This window comes from Pseudomonas sp. efr-133-TYG-23 (assembly GCF_030209215.1).
In the GTDB taxonomy this organism is placed as follows: domain Bacteria; phylum Pseudomonadota; class Gammaproteobacteria; order Pseudomonadales; family Pseudomonadaceae; genus Aquipseudomonas; species Aquipseudomonas rhodesiae.
Genome location: NZ_JARVSL010000048.1, coordinates 1 through 18,668 on the forward strand (window position 1 = coordinate 1; position 18,668 = coordinate 18,668).

An 18,668-nucleotide genomic window follows, 5' to 3' on the forward strand; every position below is an offset into this window, starting at 1 on the left:
ATTGGCCAACTGACACACCGCCATCGGGGGCAAGCCCCCTCCCACATTAAGTCCTCTGTCAGCTTCTTTTAGTCCTTTGTCAGCTTCTGTTAGACCGCTGCCAGCTTCGAGGCCAGGGCTTTGGCTTGCAGCGCCACATCCGTCACCGCCGTGCTCTCCCACCACATTCCGCGCAACGGCGGGCCCATGGCGAACAGTCGCGCGCTGACCTGGCCCTGGGCATCCAGCACCGCCCCCGAGGCATCCGCTGCGATGCCCAATGCCAACGGCCCGGGCTGGATCAACCCGCGCTTGAGCAACTGCTGCGGCAAGGGCCGGGCTACGCGGCGCCAGTCGTATTCGATGCCGCTGGAGTTGATCAGCGCCGCGCCCGTCACTTGAGTGAGCGTCTGTTCGCCGCGTTGGCGCACCGCGATGGTGACGCCGCTTTGCGCGGGCACCAGCCCCTTGAATGACGCCGCACGAATGCGCAACCGCCCCTCCTCATGCAAACGCGCCACTAGCTGCGCGCTCAGCGGCGGCGAGCGGTGGTGATGACTTTCCCACCACGGCCGCACATGGCGCACGAACTGGCGCTTCTCGCGCTCGCTGGCCTGGCTCCAGAGACGGCCGATATGGACACGCACGGTGTCCAGCGGCGCTTGCCAGTCGATGCCCTGGGCCTGCGCGATGCTGCATTGGCGACGCAGTTCGCGCAGCAGTTGCCGAGGGCTGCGCAAGGCCGGGTCGGCAGCCAGGAAGTCGTCCCAGGCCGGCGGTTGCCGGCGCACATGGGGCAACAGTCCATGGCGCGAAAAGATCTCGATGGGCCCGCGATGCCCGGCCTGTTCCAGGGACACCACGGCGTCCACCATGGTCAACCCGGAGCCAATAATCAGCACCGTCGAGCGTGGATCCAGGCGCCTCATGGTCGCCACGTCCCATGGGTCGACCGCCGCCGCGTTGACGCCGCTGGAGTGGGTCTGCGGCGTGCGCGCCGCCGGGAACATGCCGGTAGCCAATACCGCAAAGTTACCGCGCAACCGCTGGCCGTTATCGAGGGTCAGCAGGGTTGAATCCGCATCCACCTGCACGTCGATCACTTCGGCCCTGACATGCTCCACCGTGGACGCCGAGCGTGCCTTGGCCTCGGCCAGCCGCTGCTGCGCATACACACCAAATAGCCCGCGCGGCGGGAACAGCTCGCTGATCGGCACCGCCTGCTCGGCCGACTCCGGCCAACCGCCGGCCGCGATGTGTTCGGTGAGCCACTGCGTGAGGTCGTCGGGGTTGTCCGGGTCCACGCTCATGCGCGCGGCGTTGCCGTTGAGGGTGTGGCCCAGTTCGACCGCACTGTAAGCCTCGCCTCGACCCAGTTCGGCGCGCGGTTCTATCACCAGGATCTGGCGCCGACCGGGCAGGCGCAGCAGTTGTACGGCCAGCATCGTGCCGCTCAGGCCGCCGCCGATGATCAGCACATCAGCGTTGCGGGTGGATTCCGTCATGCAGGTTCGCCCTTACTGTTTACCCAGGTAGATGTCATGCAGGTCGCCGCGCGCCCGCAGTTCAGCGGCACTGCCGCTCAAGGCCACGCGCCCAGTATCGAGCACATAGCCATGGGCCGCATAGGTGAGCGCGACGTTGATGTTCTGCTCGGCGATCAGGAAGCTCACCTGCTGCTCGCGGTTGAGCTGCGCGATGATCTCAAAAATCTCCTGCACGATCATAGGCGCCAAACCCATGGACGGCTCGTCGAGCAGTACCAAAGTAGGACGGGTCATCAACGCTCGGCCGATGGCGACCATCTGTTGCTCGCCGCCGGAGGTCAGCCCGGCGCGGGTGTGGCGCTTGGTCTTGAGCCGTGGGAACCAGGTGTAAATGCGCTCCAGGTCCTGGGCCATGGCCTTGCGGCTCAAACGCCGCACAAAGCCGCCGCTGCGCAGGTTGTCTTCCACGCTGAGCTGGCCGAACACATGGCGGCCCTCCAGCACATGCACCATGCCCTGGCGCACGCGCTGGTTGGGATCAATGCCGGCCAAGTCCGCACCGGCATATTCGATCACCCCCCGGCTGACCTCGGCGCGCTCGGCGCGCACCAGCCCGGAAATGGCCTTGAGGGTGGTGCTCTTGCCGGCGCCATTGGCACCCAGCAAGGCGACGATGGCGCCCTTGGGCACGCTCAGTGACACCCCGGCCACCGCCAGGATCGCGCCGTCGTAGATCACCTCGATATCGTTGACAGTCAACAGCGCCGGGCTCGCCGACACACTGGCAGGTTGGTTCATGGCTTATTCATCCCCGGTGCAGGCGCGTGGCGTCAGGCCTTTTTCCTTGGCGAACGCGGCGGACTTCTCGTCGATCAGCGGGCGCAGCAGCGCACGGTCGGCGGCGATCCAATCGCTGATCAGCGTCCAGTTCGCACCGTCCCATTGCTGCACCCGCGCCGAGCCGCCGCCTTCGTGATCGCGGCACGACAGTTTCAGGTTCTGCATCAGGCCCAGGTAGCCCATGTCTTTCAAGCGCGCATCGTCGATGTTCAAGTGCTCCAGGCCCCAACGCCCCTCTTCACCGTTGAGCGGACGCTTGCCGAACTTGGCCTGGGCGGTGCGGATCGCCTCGACCGCCACGGCGGCGTTCACCAGGCCGGAGTTGTAGTAGACGCTGCCGAAGTTCTTCAGGTCCTTGAGGTCGCTGTGGCCTTTGTCGAGCACGTATTGTTTGAGGCGTTTGTGAATCTCGAAATCCGCCCCCGCCGGGTACGGTGTCAGCGCCAGGTAACCCTTGGCGGCGGCGCCGGCAGGCAGCACATCCTCGCTGGAGCTGGCCCAGATATCGCCGATGATATGGTCCACCGGAAAGCCGAAGCGCGCCGCCGTCTTCACCGCCACCGGCGTGGACACGCCCCAGGTACGCAGGAACACCCAATCCGGGTTGGCCTGGCGCACCTGGCGCCATTGCGCGGATTGTTCGTTGCCCGGATCGGCCACCGGGATCTGGATATTTTCAAAGCCGTATTTTTCCGCCAGCAGCTTCAGCGGGCCGAGGGTTTCACGTCCGTAGGCCGAGTCGTGGTACACCGTGGCAATTTTCTTGCCCTTGAGTTTGTCGAAACCGCCCTCCCGCTCGGCGATGTAGTTCACCAGACTCGATGCCTCGCTGTAGAAGGTCAGCATCACCGGGAAGTTGTAGGGGAATACGGTGCCGTCGGTGGCCTCGGTACGCCCGTAGCCGAGGGTGATCAACGGGATCTTGTCCACCTCGGCCCGCTCGCTCAGCGCATAAGCCGCTGGCGCGCCATTGGGTTGGTACACCGCGACCGGGGCGCCATCCAGACCGTTTTTAAAGCGCTCGTAGCACTCGATGCCTTTCTCGGCGGTCCACTCGGTCTCGCATTCCTGCCACACCAGTTTCACCCCGTTGATGCCACCCTCGACCTCGTTGATATAGCGCAAATAGTCGATCATCCCGGCCCACACCTGCACGCCGCTGGACGCGTAGGCGCCGACCCGGTAGGTCGCCAGCGGGATAAATTGCTGGTCCGGGGACGCCACCGCCGGGGGTACGCTGGTGGTGAACGCAGCCACGGCTAACGCGGCGCCGGCCAGGGATTGTTTGAAGGATGCACGCATAGAAAGTTCTCTTGAGGTTAGAAACGCAGCGGCCACTGGCGCAGCCGATCGCGAAGGGTGTGCAACAGGCGAATCAAACCGTCGGGTTCCTTGATCAGGAACACGATGATCAACACGCCAAAGATGATTTTCTGCAGGTTCTGCAACTGCCCCGCATCCACCGCGCCACCGAACAGCGCCTGACCGGCGTGGCTGAGGAAAATCGGCAGCAGGCTGATAAACGCGGCGCCGACAAAGTTGCCGGCGATACTGCCCATGCCGCCGATAATGATGATGAACAGAATCTGGAACGAGCGATTGATATCGAAGCTGCTGGCGCTGGCCGTGCCCAGGTAAGCGAAGGCCCACAGCGCCCCGGCGATGCCCAGATAGAACGAGCTGACCGCAAACGCCAGGCGCTTGTAGCGCGCCACCGGAATGCCGATCACCGCGGCGGCGGTGTCCATGTCGCGGATCGCCATCCAATTGCGCCCCACCTGGCTGCGCACCAGGTTCACGGCCGTCCAGGTCAACAGCAATACGCTGACCAGGGTCAGCCAATAACGGCCCAACGGGGTGTTGAGGTCATGGCCGAACAACGTCAGAGCGGGCGCGGAAATGGTGCCGGATGAACCATAGTTGTAGAACCAGGGAAACTTGACGAACAACCATTCCAGAAAAAACTGCGCGGCCAGGGTAGTGACCATCAGGTAGAACCCCTTGATCCGCGAGCTGGGCAAACCAAACAGCAGGCCCACCAGCGCGCTGATCACGCCGCCGCCGAGCAACGCCACCGGCAGGCCCAACTCAGGCAAACGCAGTAAAAAGCCATAGGTGGCAAACGCACCGACCGCCATGAAGCCCGCAGCGCCCACCGAGGTTTGCCCGGTGTAGCCGGTCAGCAGGTTCAGGCCCAGACCGGCCAGGGACAACACCAGAAACGGGATCAAAATCGCATTGAGCCAATAATCATTGCCCCACAGCGGCACCACGATAAAGGCCAAGCCCAGCAAGCCGATCAGGCCCCAGGGCACACGCCGCTGGATCAACAACAAGGGGGCGGCGTGTTCAACGACAGGGATCGACATAGGTTCAGACTCGCTCGATTGCGCGCTCGCCGAACAGGCCGGCGGGACGCATATACAGGAAGGCCAGGGCCAGGACATAGGCGAACCACGGCGTGATGCCGCCGCCGATCAGCGGGCCGATGTACACCTCGGCGAGGTTCTCCGCGGCGCCGACGATCAGCCCACCGACCATCGCCCCGCCAATCGAAGTGAAGCCACCGATGATCAACACCGGCAACGCCTTGAGCACCACCAGCGACAGCGAGAACTGCACGCCCTGGCGCGCCCCCCACAGCAGCCCCGCCACCAGCCCGACCACACCGGCCACCGCCCATACGATCTGCCAGATGCGGTTGAGGTGGATGCCGATGGACAGCGCCGCCGTGGTGTCATCCGCCACCGCCCGCAACGACACGCCGATGCGGGTCTTGTTGAACAGCAGCGCCAGCACCGTCACCAGCACCCCTGCGGCAGCCGCGGCGACCAGGTCAAACTGGCTGAGCATCAGCGGCCCGACAAACAGCGGCACGTCGTCGACCCCGAGATCCAGCGCGCGCACCTGGGAGCCCATCAGGCCCTGAGCCAAGCCTTCGATAATGAACGACAGGCCCAGGGTGGCCATGAACAAGGTGATTTGCGAACGGTTCACCAGCGGCCGCAAGACCAACCGTTCGATAAGCAACGCGCCGCCAATCATCACGATGACCGTCAGCAGTAACGCCAGGGCAAATGGCACGCCCTGGTCATGCAGGCTGACAAAAGTCAGCGCGGCAAACAGCAGCATCGCGCCCTGGGCAAAATTGAACACGCCGCTGGCCTTGTAGATCAGCACGAAGCCGATGGCGACCAGCGAATACAGGGTGCCAGCGAGCAGGCCGCCGAGCAGGGTTTCAAAGAAGAACGTCATCAGTGAACGACTCCCAGGTAGGCCGCGATTACCTCGGGGTTGGCCTGCACTTGGGCGGGCGTGCCGTCGCCGACCTTGCGCCCGTAGTCCAGCACCACCACATGGTCGGACAGGCCCATGACCACACCGATATCGTGCTCGATCAACACCACTGTGGTGCCCAGGTCGCGGTTCACATCGGCGACAAAGCGGGCCATTTCCTGTTTTTCCTCGGCGTTCATGCCGGCCATGGGCTCGTCCAGCAACAACAGGCTGGGCTCGGCGATTAGTGCGCGGCCCAATTCCACGCGCTTTTGCAGGCCGTAGGACAGATTGCCCACCAGCACATCGCGGTGGGCTTGCAACTCTAGAAATTCGAGAACGCCCTGGCCGCGCAGGCCAAACGCCTCGGCTTCGCGTCGCGCCCGGGGTAAGCCCAGGGCCTGCTCGATAAAGGTGCTGCGCATATACCGCGACAGACCGGTGAGGAGGTTGTCGAGCACGCTCATTTTTTTGAACAAGGCGTTGTTCTGAAAGGTGCGACCGATACCCCGGCGTGCCGCCCCCAAGGGGTCGATGCGCTGGAAATGCTGGTCGTCGAATATGATCTCGCCGGCATCGAAGCGATATACGCCGTTGAGTACATTGAGCAGCGAACTTTTGCCGGCGCCGTTAGGGCCGATCAACGCGCATATCTCGCCGCGCTGCACGTCGAACGACAGCCCGCTGATTGCCTTGACCCCTTTGAACGACAGCGAAATATCCCGCACTTGGAGGATGGCTTGGCTCATGCGCTTTTCCGTTTGAATTCGGCGAGCCACGTTGGCTCGACATTGGACTTGATGGGTTGCCAGATAGACGTCAGGCGCTGGAAGCCCAACAACCGGCGCACGCGATTTTTCAGCACACGACGCAGGCCACTGCGGGCATCCGCGATGGCCCACTCACACAGGCGCCGACGCCAGGTGCCGTGGGGCGCAAGGCGGCTTTCGATGTCGTCGGCCACCTGTTGCAAACGCGCCGGCGATAACAGCAGGCCCGTGGGCGCGACTTCACTGCGATCACGTCGCGCCGACGCCGGGTTCTCCGGGAAGGCCAGGCCGTGGCCGCTGTGCAGCCATTGCTCCAGCACCACCGCCAGACCGTCTTGCCACTGGGTACTGTCCTCGCTCCACAGCGCGGTTTCGGCTGTGGGTTGCCACCAACGCTGCAGGTGCTGCGCAGGGTCAACCGGGCCGAGCAGTTGGGCAAAGTCCAACCGCTGGGTAAACGCCCAATCGGGCTGGCGACCTTGCACGTAGACGTGGCTGGGACGGATACGCCATAGCTGTTGTTCCAGCGCCTGGGGTTCCAGGTTGTCGGGAAGCGTCAGCACCTGACCGCCGACGGACTGGGCCGCCAACGCCAGCAACAACAGGTTCGGCTCAAACGCGCCACTGAGCACCAAACGAGACTGATCGCTGAAACCTTGCTGGCGCAAACCATCGGCCAGCCGTTCTACGTCGCGCAGGGCGTCGATCCAGCGCCACGCGTGCCACAGGCCCTGACGCTTGTGGCGCAGGGCAATGTGCAGCGGTGTGAGTTGTGCCCAGTGGCGCAGGTGTTCCAGGAGAGCCTTGGGTTCGTGCACGCTCATAGGGGGTTGCTCCTATTGGGGTGGTGTGCGTGCGGTGGTCCGCTGGCTGAGTATTTGTGTATCAAGACAGGACAACTGTGGGAGGGGCGGTGCGAGGATTCGACTTGCCCCCGATGGCGGTGGGCCAGTTAGAGCACTCATGACTGACCCACCGCTATCGGGGGCAAGCCCCCTCCCACAGTAGTTTTTTGTACCCCAGATAAATTGCGGTAGCCCGCGCCGGGGTGGTTCGAGCCCAACCTTGCACCATCACCAAACAACTTCTCGCGCAGCGTGCCTTGGGCGTATTCGGTCTTGTACGCGCCACGCTTCTGCAACTCCGGCACTAGCCAGTCGACGGCGTCGATAAAGGTTTCGTGGGTCAACGCATAGGCCAGGTTGAAGCCGTCTACGTCGGTCTCTTCGACCCATTCCTGCAACAGGTCAGCCACGGTCTCTGGGCCGCCCACAAACAGTGGACCAAAGCCGCCGATACCGACCCAGTCGGCCAGTTCGTTGGGGGTCCAGACCTTGTTCGGGTCGGCCGTGGAGAAGGCTTCCACCGCCGATTGAATGGCGTTGGTGTGCACATGTTTGAGTGGTTCGTCGGGCTTGAACTGGCTGAAGTCGATGCCGGTCCAGCCGGAGATCAGCGCCATGGCGCCTTCGTAGCTGACGTAGGTTTTGTACTCGTCGAACTTGGCTTTGGCCTGGGCGTCGGTTTCGCCGACGATCACCGTCTGCAAGTTGAAAATCAGGATTTTCTTCGGGTCCCGCCCTGCCTCGGCCGCGCGGCGGCGAATATCGGCGACGGTCTTTTTCAGCAGCACCTTGGACGGTGCCGCGACGAACACGCACTCGGCCTGCTCGGCAGCGAACTGCTTGCCACGACTGGACGCACCGGCCTGGTACAGCACCGGCGTGCGCTGCGGCGACGGCTCGCACAGGTGGATGCCGGGCACCTGGAAGTGCTTGCCGACGTGGCGGATCTCATGGATTTTACTTGGGTCGCTGAATATCCGGCGCTCGCGATCACGCAGTACCGCGCCCTCCTCCCAACTGCCCTCCCAGAGTTTGTAGCAAACCTCCAGGTACTCTTCGGCATAGTCATAGCGCGCGTCGTGTTCGGTCTGGGCTTTCTGCCCCAGGTTCTTGGCCCCGCTTTCCAGGTACGAGGTGACGATGTTCCAGCCGATGCGGCCTTGGGTCAGGTGATCGAGGGTCGAAAGCCGGCGCGCGAACGGGTACGGGTGTTCGAACGACAGCGAGGCCGTCAGGCCAAACCCCAGGTGTTCGGTGACCATCGCCATAGGGGCGATCAGCGACAGCGGATCATTGACCGGCACTTGGGTGGCCTGGCGAATCGCTGCGTCGCCATTGCCGTTGTACACGTCGTAGATACCCAGCACATCGGCGATAAACAACCCGTCGAACTTGCCCCGCTCCAGGATTTTTGCCAGGTCGGTCCAGTACGCCAAGTCCTTGTACTGCCACGAACGATCGCGCGGGTGCGCCCATAGGCCTGGGGATTGGTGGCCGACGCAATTCATGTCGAAGGCATTCAGGCGGATTTCACGGGCCATCAGTGCACTCCGTTGAGGTGGTAGTTACCGACTGCGTGGTAGGTGTGACGCAGCGGGTTATCCAGGCTTGACGGCAGCGCGCTGCGTTGGCCGGTCAATTCGAATTCGGTGTTGCTGGCGGCAATCAGCGCTTCGGCCGCAGCAATCTGCGCTTCAGCGCGGGCGACCGGGCTGGGGTGGGTCTCGGCCCGTTCGAGCAAGGCGGCGGCCACGTCGACGCGGATCTGCAGATCGCCAAAGCGGCTGATCACGTAGGGGTCATCGCTGCGTTCGACATGTCGACGGGTGCTGTCCAGCAGTTGGCGCGCAAGGGTCAGTGTGGTCATGGGTCAGGTCTCTCAGTTCCAGGCGTGGCGTGCAGGCTTCACGCCGTTGAGTACGAAATTGCCGATCAAGTGGTATTTCCAGCGGGCCGGGTCGTGCAGGGTGTGGGTGCGGGCATTGCGCCAGAACCGGTCGAGGTTGTACTTGCCCGTCACCGAGCGCGTACCGGCCAGTTCGAACAATTTGCTGCTGGCGAGCAATGCGGTTTCCGCCGACAGCACTTTGGCCTGGGCCACCACCAGCGAAGCTTGAGCGACGCTGTCTTCATTCGGCTCGGCCAGGGCCCGGTCCACGGCCAGGCCGGCCTTGGCGAGAATGGCTTCGGTGCCGTGCACGCGCCACGCCAGGTCACCGATGGCGGCAATCGTGAAAGGGTCTTGCCAGCCGTGCTCCTGCTGGCTGTCGATCCAAGGCCGCGCCTGACGTGCGTGGAGCTTGGCCTGCTCCAAAGCGCCTACGGCGATGCCGGTGTCGACGGCGGCCTGGATGATCTGCGAGATCGGGCCATTGGCAGTGGGTCGGTCGAAGGCCAGGTGTGCGGGTATCACCGCGCTCAGGGGCACCGTTACGCCATCGAGGGTCACCCCGCCACTGGCCGTGGTGCGCTGGCCGAAGCCGTCCCAGCTGTCGATCACACTCAGCCCTGGCGCGTCGCGCTCGACGAAGGCAATCAGCGCCTGGCCGTGCTCGTTGTTGCCGACGGTGGGCACCAGGTGGGCGAACAGTGCGCCGGTGCAATAGAACTTTTCACCGTTGATCTGCGCACTGTCGCCATCGATGCGGATTTGCGTGTCGAAGGTCCCGGCGTTTTTGCTCTTGGCCTCGGAGAAGGCATTGCCGAAACGATAACCGGCGAGAATTTTGCCGAAGTAATAGCGCTTTTGTTCCTCGCTGGCGGTGTGCAGCAGCAGGTCCACCACGCCGAGGTGGTTTTGCGGGATCTGCCCGAGGGAGGGGTCGGCGGCGGAGATCAACTTGATCACCTCGGCCACCGTCACATAGGACACTTCGGCGCCACCGTAGGCTTTGGGCACGGTGATGCCCCACAGGCCGCTGGCGGAAAACTCGTCGAGCTCGGCTACCGGCAGACGACGTTCACGATCACGCTCACTGGCGCCAACGGCAAAGCGTTCGGCCAGACGCGTGGCCACCTCGATGGCTTCGGCATCCGAACGGATGATATGGGCAGGGTGCAGAGGGTGGGCTGACATAGGCCGACTCCAGGTTCCGATGGGGATGACCTGGAGATTGCAGGAGTCGTGCCTGATTTTAATCGCCAATAAAATCAGCGACTTGCTGCCTATATGCGGTGCCAGCTGATGTGTTTAACCAGCAAAGTGTGGTTCCACTGTTGCCTGGCAAACAGTTAGATCACCACGTTGCGCACAAAACGCACGGCCACCTCACCGTCATTGCGATAGGCGTGGGGTTGATGGCTGGCAAACATAAAGAACTCACCGGCACCAATGGTGTTTTCCTGGTCGCGCACCACCAGGGTCAAGCAGCCTTCGAACACGAACAGTTGCTCGCTCCAGCCTTCCAAATCGGGGTCGGGGGAGTAAATATCGCCAGGTTCCAAGCGCCATTCCCACAACTCGACCTCGCGCCGCGCGGTGGCCTTGGCCAATAACACGGCCTTGCTGCCGACGATTTCGCCGGCCCAGGCCAGCTCGTTGATACGGCTATGGTCGCGCACGTCCGGGGCTTGGATCAGGTCGCTGAAGGCAACGCCCAAAGCTTCGGCGACGCGGTCGAGCGTCGACAGGCTGACGTTCTTCTCGCCGGCCTCGATGGCCACCAGCATGCGCCGGCTGACCCCGGACTTTTCCGAAAGCGCAGTCTGGCTGAGTTCGGCGGCGTGGCGCAGGCGACGAACGTTCTGGCTGACGTGTTGCAGGACCGAAGCCCGCTGCGGATTTTCTTTGTGCACTATATTGCTCAATGGGTGGGTGTGCGCAGTATACTGCCCAGCGTGCGGCGCATTGTGCGGTCCGTGCCTTTTCCTTGCAAGACCGAGCCCACATGACCACCCCGAACTCTCCATCGCGTTTCCATCGATTCAGCAAAGCCGAGTGCATCCTGGTGTTTATCACCATGATCTGGGGCGGCACCTTTTTGCTGGTGCAGCATGCCATGGCTGTCAGCGGGCCGATGTTCTTCGTGGGCCTGCGTTTTGCCGCGGCGGCCATTGCGGTCGGTTTCTTTTCCTTGCGCACCCTGCGCGACCTGACGCTGTTCGAGCTGAAGGCCGGAATATTTATCGGCGTAGCGATCATGTTCGGCTACGGCTTGCAGACCATCGGCCTGCAAACCATCCTCAGCAGCCAATCGGCGTTTATTACCGCTTTGTATGTGCCCTTCGTGCCGTTGCTGCAATGGCTGGTACTGGGCCGTCGGCCAGGCCTGATGCCGAGCCTGGGTATCATGCTGGCGTTTGCCGGGCTGATGTTGCTGACCGGCCCTGCGGGTGCATCGCTGAATTTCAGCGCCGGGGAAATCGCGACCTTGATCGGCGCCATCGCGATTGCCGCCGAAATCATCCTGATCAGCGCGTTCGCCGGCCAGGTGGACGTGCGCCGCGTGACCGTGGTGCAACTGGCCACCGCATCGCTGTTGTCGTTTCTGATGGTGGTGCCGATGGGCGAGGTGCTCCCGGGGTTCTCGTGGTTGCTGCTGTTCAGTGCGGCGGGCCTGGGCCTGACCAGCGCGGTGATCCAAGTGGCGATGAACTGGGCGCAACAAAGCGTCTCGCCAACCCGGGCCACGTTGATCTATGCCGGCGAGCCGGTGTGGGCTGGCGTGGTCGGGCGGATTGCCGGTGAGCGCTTCCCGCCAATTGCCATGCTGGGCGCGGCGCTGATCGTGGTGGCGGTGATTGTGAGTGAAATGAAGAGGAACAGCTCGAACGTTGTCGACGCTAAGGCCGAAGTTGAACCGGAAAATCAGGGTTGATGGTCTAAGCTGTCAGCCACAAGCCGTACGAAATACGCGGCCGGCTGGTTCTCTTGCAGCTTGCCGCTTGTAGCCGTCTTCAACTGCCTCTGTAGGATCCTGCCACATCTTGCCGTTTGGTGATCCAGAAAGCGGCACGTATGATGCATCCCAAACTCCCGCAGATTAGAAGCCTATGTCCCTGATAGTTCTACTGCTTCTGCCTTTTATCGGCAGCTGTCTGGCGGCATTGCTGCCGCATAACGCACGTAATACCGAATCCCTGCTGGCCGGCCTGGTGGCGCTGGTCGGCACCATTCAAGTCGCCTTGCTGTACCCCCAGGTCGCCTACGGCGGCGTGATTCGCGAAGAATTCATGTGGCTGCCCAGCCTCGGGCTGAATTTCGTGCTGCGCATGGATGGCTTCGCCTGGCTGTTCTCGATGCTGGTGCTGGGCATCGGCACACTGGTGTCGCTGTATGCGCGTTATTACATGTCGCCGGACGACCCGGTGCCGCGCTTCTTCGCGTTTTTCCTGGCCTTTATGGGCGCCATGCTGGGCCTGGTGATCTCCGGCAATCTGATCCAAATCGTGTTTTTCTGGGAGCTGACCAGCCTGTTCTCGTTCCTGCTGATCGGCTATTGGCACCACCGCGCCGATGCGCGACGCGGTGCCTATATGGCGCTGATGGTCACCGGCGCGGGCGGTCTGTGCCTGCTGGCGGGCGTGATGCTGCTGGGGCATATCGTCGGCAGCTACGACCTGGACCTGGTACTGGCGGCGGGCGATCAGATTCGTGCGCACGCGCTGTACCCGGTGATGCTCGCGCTGGTGCTGATCGGTGCCTTGAGCAAGAGTGCGCAGTTTCCGTTCCATTTCTGGCTGCCCCACGCCATGGCCGCGCCCACGCCGGTTTCGGCCTACCTGCACTCGGCGACGATGGTGAAGGCCGGCGTGTTCCTGCTGGCCCGCCTGTGGCCGTCGCTGTCCGGCAGCGAAGAATGGTTCTGGATCGTCGGCGGTGCCGGCGCCCTCACCCTCCTCCTCGGCGCTTACTGCGCCATGTTCCAAAACGACCTCAAGGGCCTGCTGGCCTATTCCACCATCAGCCACCTCGGGCTGATCACCTTGCTGCTGGGCCTCAACAGCCCGCTGGCCGCCGTGGCCGCCGTGTTCCACATCCTCAACCACGCCACTTTTAAAGCCTCGCTGTTTATGGCTGCGGGCATCATCGACCACGAAAGTGGCACGCGGGATATCCGCAAACTCAGCGGCCTGGTGCGCCTGATCCCGTTCACCGCGACCCTGGCGATGGTGGCCAGTGCGTCCATGGCCGGCGTGCCGTTGCTCAATGGTTTCCTGTCCAAAGAGATGTTCTTCGCCGAAACCGTATTTATCTCGGCGACAAAATGGGTGGAAATCGCATTGCCGGTGATCGCCACCATTGCCGGCACCTTCAGCGTCGCCTACGCACTGCGTTTTACCGTGGATGTATTCTTCGGCCCGCCCCCCACCAACCTGCCCCACACCCCCCACGAGCCACCGCGCTGGATGCGCGCACCGGTGGAGCTGCTTGTATTCACCTGCCTGCTGGTGGGGATTTTTCCAGCGCAGATAGTCGGTTCGATCCTCGCCGCGGCCGCGTTGCCGGTGGTGGGCGGCGTGCTGCCCGAGTACAGCCTGGCGATCTGGCACGGCTGGAACGCACCGATGATCATGAGCCTGGTGGCGATGTCCGGCGGTGTGGTGCTGTACCTGATGCTACGCAAACAGCTCAAGCGCGGCCGTTTCAAGTACCCGCCGGTGATCAGTTATTTCAACGGCAAGCGCGGCTTCGAACGCAGCCTGGTGGTGATGATGCGCGGCGTGCGCAGGATCGAAAAACGCATCAGCACCAAGCGCCTGCAACCGCAGTTGTTCCTGCTGGTGTTGGTGGCGGTGATCGGCGGCCTGATCCCCATGGTCAACAGCGGCCTGAGTTGGGGCGACCGTCCGAAAATCCCCGGTTCGGTGGTGTTCGTAACCCTGTGGGTGCTGGCGATCGCCTGCGCCCTGGGCGCCGCCTGGCAAGCCAAGTACCACCGGCTTGCCGCCCTGACCATGGTCAGCGTGTGCGGGCTGATGACCTGCATTACATTCGTGTGGTTCTCGGCGCCGGACCTGGCCCTGACCCAACTGGTGGTGGAAGTGGTGACCACCGTGCTGATCCTGCTCGGCCTGCGCTGGCTGCCACGGCGGATCGAAGAGGTTTCGCCGCTGCCTAATACCTTGCGCAGGGCCAGGGTGCGCCGGGTCCGCGACTTCCTGCTGTCCACCGTGGTGGGTGGTGGCATGGCGTTGCTGTCCTACGCGATGCTGACCCGCCAGACCCCCAACGATATCTCCTCGTTCTACCTCAGCCGCGCCCTGCCCGAAGGCGGCGGCAGCAATGTGGTGAACGTGATGCTGGTGGACTTCCGGGGCTTCGATACCCTGGGCGAAATCACCGTGCTCGGCGCCGTGGCGCTGACGGTCTACGCCCTGCTGCGGCGTTTCCGCCCATCCAAGGAAAGTATGGAGCTGCCGCCACAACAACGGCAGTTGGCGCCGGACGTGGCCACCGACCTGGTCAACCCACGCCAGGCCAGCGACACCGCCCTGGGCTTTATGATGGTGCCGGCGGTGCTGGTGCGCTTGCTGCTGCCGATTGCGCTGGTGGTGTCGTTTTATCTGTTTATGCGCGGCCACAACCAACCGGGCGGCGGTTTTGTCGCGGGCCTGGTGATGTCGGTGGCGTTTATCCTGCAGTACATGGTGGCCGGCACCCAGTGGGTCGAGGCGCAGATGAGCCTGCGGCCGATGCGCTGGATGGGCTTCGGTTTGTTTTCCGCGACCCTCACCGGGCTCGGTGCGCTGTGCTTCGGCTATCCGTTCCTCACCACCCACACCTTGCATCTGAGCGTGCCGGTGCTGGGGGATATCCATATCGCCAGCGCGTTGTTCTTCGATGTGGGCGTGTACGCCATGGTGGTCGGTTCGACCCTATTGATGCTCACCGCCCTCGGCCACCAATCGGTGCGTGCGCATAAACCGAGCAACCAGCCTAAAGCAGTCGCTGCAACCGAAGGAGCCGCCTGATGGAAGAAGTCATCGCAATTGCCATTGGGGTCCTAGCGGCGTCGGGGGTGTGGCTGGTCCTACGACCACGGACTTTCCAGGTGGTGATGGGCCTGTGCCTGCTGTCCTACGGGGTCAACCTGTTCATTTTCAGCATGGGCAGCCTGTTTATCGGCAAGGAGCCGATCATCAAGGACGGCGTGCCGCAGGACCTATTGCACTACACCGACCCCCTGCCCCAGGCCCTGGTGCTGACCGCCATCGTGATCAGCTTCGCCATGACCGCGCTGTTTCTGGTGGTGCTGTTGGCATCGCGGGGCCTGACCGGCACCGACCATGTGGATGGCCGGGAGCCCAAGGAATGACGTGGGTGAACCAACTGATCGTCGCGCCGATCCTGCTGCCGTTGCTGACCGCCGCGCTGATGCTGATGCTCAGCGAGAAACGCCGGCCACTCAAGGCGCGTATCAACCTGTTTTCCAGCATGCTTGGCCTCGCCACCGCGATCCTGCTGCTGTACTGGACGCAGCAAGACGGCCCCGGCTCCATCGGTGTGTACCTGCCGGGCAACTGGCAAGTGCCGTTCGGTATTGTGCTGGTGGTGGACCAACTGTCGGCGCTGATGCTGGTGCTCACCGGGATCATCGGCGTCAGTGCGCTGCTGTTCGCCATGGCACGCTGGGACCGCGCCGGCACCAGTTTCCACGCGCTGTTCCAGATCCAGATGATGGGCCTGTACGGTGCATTCCTCACCGCAGACCTGTTCAACCTGTTCGTATTTTTCGAGGTGCTGCTGGCCGCGTCCTACGGGTTGATGTTGCATGGCTCCGGCCGCGCGCGGGTATCGTCGGGGCTGCATTACATCGCGATCAACTTGTTGGCGTCGTCGCTGTTCCTGATCGGCGCGGCGATGATCTACGGCGTCACCGGCACGCTGAACTTCGCCGACCTGGCGCTGAAAATCCCGCTGGTGCCCGAGGCCGATCGCGGCTTGCTGCACGCCGGTGCGGCGATCCTCGCCACCGCGTTCCTGGCCAAGGCTGGCATGTGGCCGCTGAACTTCTGGTTGGCGCCGGCCTACTCTTCGGCCAGTGCGCCGGTGGCGGCGATGTTCGCGATCATGACCAAGGTCGGCGTGTACACCGTGCTGCGTTTGTGGACCCTGCTGTTCTCCGGCCAGGCCGGCGCGTCGGCATTGTTCGGCGGCGACTGGCTGGTGTACGGCGGCATGGCCACGATCATCTGCGCGGCGCTGGCGATGGTAGCGGCGCAGCGGCTGGAGCGCATGGCGAGCCTGAGTATCCTGGTCTCGGCTGGGATCCTGCTATCGGCGGTAGGCTTCGCCCAACCGAGCCTGACCGCTGGCGCGTTGTTCTATCTGGTCAGCTCCACCCTGGCCTTGAGTGCCCTGTTCCTGTTGGCCGAACTGATCGAGCGTTCGCGCTCGGCCAACGACCTGCCGCTGGATGAAGAAATCGACGCCTTGCCCAAAGCCATGGAGTCCCTACACCCTCGGCCCGGCGTGAACCTGGACGACGAGCAGAAAGCCGTGATCGGCCAGGTGATCCCCTGGACCATGGCCTTCCTCGGCTTGAGCTTCGTGGCCTGCGCCCTGCTGATTATCGGCATGCCGCCGCTGTCCGGGTTTATCGGCAAGCTCAGCCTGTTGAGCGCGCTGGTCAACCCGTTGGGCCTCGGTGCCAGCGCCGACGCGCCGATCCGGCCCGCCGCGTGGGGCCTGGTGGTGCTGTTGATCCTGTCCGGCCTGGCCTCGCTGATCGCGTTTGCGCGTATGGGCATCCAGCGCTTCTGGACCCCGGAAGAACGCCCGTCGCCACTGCTGCGTCGCTATGAATGCCTGCCGATCTTCTTTTTACTGGGGCTGAGCATCGCGCTGACCTTCAAGGCAGAACCGCTGATGCGCTACACCCAGGCCACCGCCCAGAGTCTGAACAACCCCGAGCAGTACGTGATGGCCGTCATGGCCACGCGCCCGGAGCCCAGCCCTGAAGCCAAGGCCACTGCCGCACAGGTGCAACCATGAAGCGCCTATTCCCTGCCCCGTGGCTATCCCTGGCGTTGTGGCTGCTGTGGCTGGTGCTGAACCTGTCCGTCAGCCCTGGCAATCTGCTGCTCGGCGCTTTGCTGGGCTTTCTGGCCCCGCTGATGATGGCACCGTTGCGGCCGCTGCCGATCCGCATCCGCCGTCCGGGCGTGATTCTGCGCCTGTTGCTGCTGGTGGGGCGCGACGTGATCGTGTCCAACCTGCAAGTGGCCTGGGGCGTGCTGACCTGCGGCTCGCGCCCGCCGCGCTCGTGCTTTATCAAGATCCCCTTGGACCTGCGTGACCCCAACGGCCTGGCGGCGCTGTCGATGATCACCACCGTGGTGCCCGGCACCATTTGGTCGGAACTGGCTCTGGACCGCAGCATCCTGCTGCTGCACGTGTTCGATCTGGACGATGAAGCGCAGTTTATCGAGCACTTCAAAACCACCTACGAGCGGCCCCTGATGGAGATCTTCGAATGAGCCCCCTGCTCGCCAACGCGATCCTGTTCAGCCTGTTCCTGTTTTCCCTGGCCATGGTGCTGACCCTGATACGCCTGTTCAAAGGCCCATCGGCCCAAGACCGGGTTCTGGCCCTGGACTATCTGTACATCCTGGCAATGCTGATGATGCTGGTGCTGGGCATTCGTTATGCCAGTGACACCTACTTCGAAGCGGCGCTGCTGATCGCGCTGTTCGGCTTCGTGGGCTCGTTTGCCCTGGCCAAATTCCTGCTGCGTGGAGAGGTGATTGAATGATGCCGATATGGATGGAAATCGTGGTGGGCGTGCTGCTGGTACTCAGCAGCCTGTTTGCACTGATTGGCGCACTGGGGCTGCTGCGCATGAAGGACTTCTTCCAGCGCATGCACCCACCGGCCCTGGCCTCGACATTGGGCGCGTGGTGCGTGGCGTTGGCGTCGATCATCTACTTTTCGGTGCTCAAATCCGGGCCGGTGCTGCATGGCTGGTTGATCCCGATTCTGCTGTCGATCACCGTGCCGGTGACCACAGTATTGCTAGCCCGCACGGCGCTGTTTCGCAAGCGCATGGCCGGGGATGATGTGCCGGCTGAGGTCAGCAGCCGGCGCTGAGCGCTGAAAGCCTGCAAGGTCAACAAATGTATGAGGGGCTTGCCCCCGATGACGGTGGACCAGCTACAAATGAGCTGGCTGAGCCGCAATCGGGGGCAAGCCCCCTCCCACACTTGATCGTTGCTGGCAGATAGAAAGCAGCCCGGCTGTACATCTCAAGGATACCGCCAATCCCCTGTGGGAGATGTCGAGCTTTAGCGAGGCTTCGAAGGCGGCGGTACTGTTGGCAGGTATGTTGGCTGACCCACCGCTATCGGGGGCAAGCCCCCTCCCACACTTGATCGTTGTTGGCAGATAGAAAGCAGCCGGGCTGCAGATCTCATGGATACCGCCAATCCCCTGTGGGAGATGTCGAGCTTTAGCGAGGCTTCGAAGGCGGCGGCGCTGTTGGCAGGTATGTTGGCTGACCCACCGCTATCGGGAGCAAGCCCCCTCCCAC

General features: G+C 63.2%; 18 protein-coding genes. 7 read left to right on the forward strand and 11 right to left on the reverse strand.

Translation table 11 applies throughout. The features are described 5' to 3' along the window. Positions 1 to 89: 89 nt before the first annotated feature. From QRN41_RS25320 to QRN41_RS25370, 11 genes are all read right to left on the reverse strand, one after another. Positions 90 to 1,484 (reverse strand): FAD/NAD(P)-binding protein, encoded by a 1,395-nt coding sequence (locus QRN41_RS25320; protein ID WP_167417760.1) that lies wholly within the window; start codon positions 1,482 to 1,484, stop codon positions 90 to 92. 12 nt (positions 1,485 to 1,496) lie between these two features. Continuing rightward, positions 1,497 to 2,264, reverse strand: a complete 768-nt coding sequence (locus QRN41_RS25325) for an ABC transporter ATP-binding protein (RefSeq protein WP_034098739.1) — start codon at positions 2,262 to 2,264, stop codon at positions 1,497 to 1,499. Between the two features lie 3 nt (positions 2,265 to 2,267). After that, the gene (locus QRN41_RS25330) at positions 2,268 to 3,608 is read right to left on the reverse strand and encodes an ABC transporter substrate-binding protein (protein WP_034138599.1); all 1,341 of its coding nucleotides are present in this window, start codon (positions 3,606 to 3,608) and stop codon (positions 2,268 to 2,270) included. Positions 3,609 to 3,625: 17 nt separating this feature from the next. Then, positions 3,626 to 4,675, reverse strand: a complete 1,050-nt coding sequence (locus QRN41_RS25335) for a branched-chain amino acid ABC transporter permease (RefSeq protein ID WP_034114208.1) — start codon at positions 4,673 to 4,675, stop codon at positions 3,626 to 3,628. 4 nt (positions 4,676 to 4,679) lie between these two features. Then, a complete protein-coding gene (locus QRN41_RS25340) occupies positions 4,680 to 5,561 on the reverse strand; it encodes a branched-chain amino acid ABC transporter permease (protein ID WP_167417759.1) in 882 nt (293 codons plus the stop codon). Continuing rightward, entirely contained in the window at positions 5,561 to 6,331 is a 771-nt protein-coding gene (locus tag QRN41_RS25345) for an ABC transporter ATP-binding protein (protein WP_034098748.1), read from the reverse strand. The genes QRN41_RS25340 and QRN41_RS25345 overlap by 1 nt, the downstream gene beginning before the upstream one ends. Beyond that, positions 6,328 to 7,176 carry an AMP-binding protein gene (locus tag QRN41_RS25350; RefSeq protein ID WP_167417758.1) on the reverse strand — a complete coding sequence of 283 codons (849 nt, stop codon included), beginning with the start codon at positions 7,174 to 7,176 and terminating at the stop codon, positions 6,328 to 6,330. Before QRN41_RS25350 ends, QRN41_RS25345 begins: the two co-directional genes overlap by 4 nt. Before the next feature lie 137 nt (positions 7,177 to 7,313). Next, positions 7,314 to 8,738 carry an LLM class flavin-dependent oxidoreductase gene (locus QRN41_RS25355; RefSeq protein ID WP_167417757.1) on the reverse strand — a complete coding sequence of 475 codons (1,425 nt, stop codon included), beginning with the start codon at positions 8,736 to 8,738 and terminating at the stop codon, positions 7,314 to 7,316. Next, on the reverse strand, positions 8,738 to 9,064 hold the full coding sequence (locus tag QRN41_RS25360; protein WP_034098753.1) for an acyl-CoA dehydrogenase: 327 nt from the start codon (positions 9,062 to 9,064) through the stop codon (positions 8,738 to 8,740). Before QRN41_RS25360 ends, QRN41_RS25355 begins: the two co-directional genes overlap by 1 nt. Positions 9,065 to 9,076: 12 nt before the next feature. Further along, on the reverse strand, positions 9,077 to 10,273 hold the full coding sequence (locus QRN41_RS25365; protein WP_034138604.1) for an SfnB family sulfur acquisition oxidoreductase: 1,197 nt from the start codon (positions 10,271 to 10,273) through the stop codon (positions 9,077 to 9,079). A gap of 155 nt (positions 10,274 to 10,428) precedes the next feature. Continuing rightward, the gene (locus QRN41_RS25370) at positions 10,429 to 10,992 is read right to left on the reverse strand and encodes a helix-turn-helix domain-containing protein (protein WP_167417756.1); all 564 of its coding nucleotides are present in this window, start codon (positions 10,990 to 10,992) and stop codon (positions 10,429 to 10,431) included. Between the two features lie 92 nt (positions 10,993 to 11,084). On the opposite strand from QRN41_RS25370, the gene QRN41_RS25375 reads away from it, so the two are divergent. The 7 genes from QRN41_RS25375 (at position 11,085) to QRN41_RS25405 (ending at position 18,229) form a co-directional block, all read left to right on the forward strand. Continuing rightward, positions 11,085 to 12,014 (forward strand): DMT family transporter, encoded by a 930-nt coding sequence (locus QRN41_RS25375; protein WP_173603529.1) that lies wholly within the window; start codon positions 11,085 to 11,087, stop codon positions 12,012 to 12,014. A gap of 175 nt (positions 12,015 to 12,189) precedes the next feature. Further along, positions 12,190 to 15,111: a monovalent cation/H+ antiporter subunit A gene (locus QRN41_RS25380; protein WP_167417754.1), complete on the forward strand. Its 2,922-nt coding sequence runs from the start codon at positions 12,190 to 12,192 to the stop codon at positions 15,109 to 15,111. After that, the gene (locus QRN41_RS25385) at positions 15,111 to 15,455 is read left to right on the forward strand and encodes a Na+/H+ antiporter subunit C (protein WP_003202835.1); all 345 of its coding nucleotides are present in this window, start codon (positions 15,111 to 15,113) and stop codon (positions 15,453 to 15,455) included. Before QRN41_RS25380 ends, QRN41_RS25385 begins: the two co-directional genes overlap by 1 nt. Beyond that, the gene (locus QRN41_RS25390) at positions 15,452 to 17,134 is read left to right on the forward strand and encodes a monovalent cation/H+ antiporter subunit D (RefSeq protein WP_167417753.1); all 1,683 of its coding nucleotides are present in this window, start codon (positions 15,452 to 15,454) and stop codon (positions 17,132 to 17,134) included. The genes QRN41_RS25385 and QRN41_RS25390 overlap by 4 nt, the downstream gene beginning before the upstream one ends. Further along, the gene (locus QRN41_RS25395) at positions 17,131 to 17,619 is read left to right on the forward strand and encodes a Na+/H+ antiporter subunit E (protein WP_034138608.1); all 489 of its coding nucleotides are present in this window, start codon (positions 17,131 to 17,133) and stop codon (positions 17,617 to 17,619) included. The genes QRN41_RS25390 and QRN41_RS25395 overlap by 4 nt, the downstream gene beginning before the upstream one ends. After that, on the forward strand, positions 17,616 to 17,894 hold the full coding sequence (locus QRN41_RS25400) for a K+/H+ antiporter subunit F (protein ID WP_034098763.1): 279 nt from the start codon (positions 17,616 to 17,618) through the stop codon (positions 17,892 to 17,894). The genes QRN41_RS25395 and QRN41_RS25400 overlap by 4 nt, the downstream gene beginning before the upstream one ends. Then, on the forward strand, positions 17,891 to 18,229 hold the full coding sequence (locus QRN41_RS25405; protein WP_034138609.1) for a Na+/H+ antiporter subunit G: 339 nt from the start codon (positions 17,891 to 17,893) through the stop codon (positions 18,227 to 18,229). The genes QRN41_RS25400 and QRN41_RS25405 overlap by 4 nt, the downstream gene beginning before the upstream one ends. Positions 18,230 to 18,668: the final 439 nt, after the last annotated feature.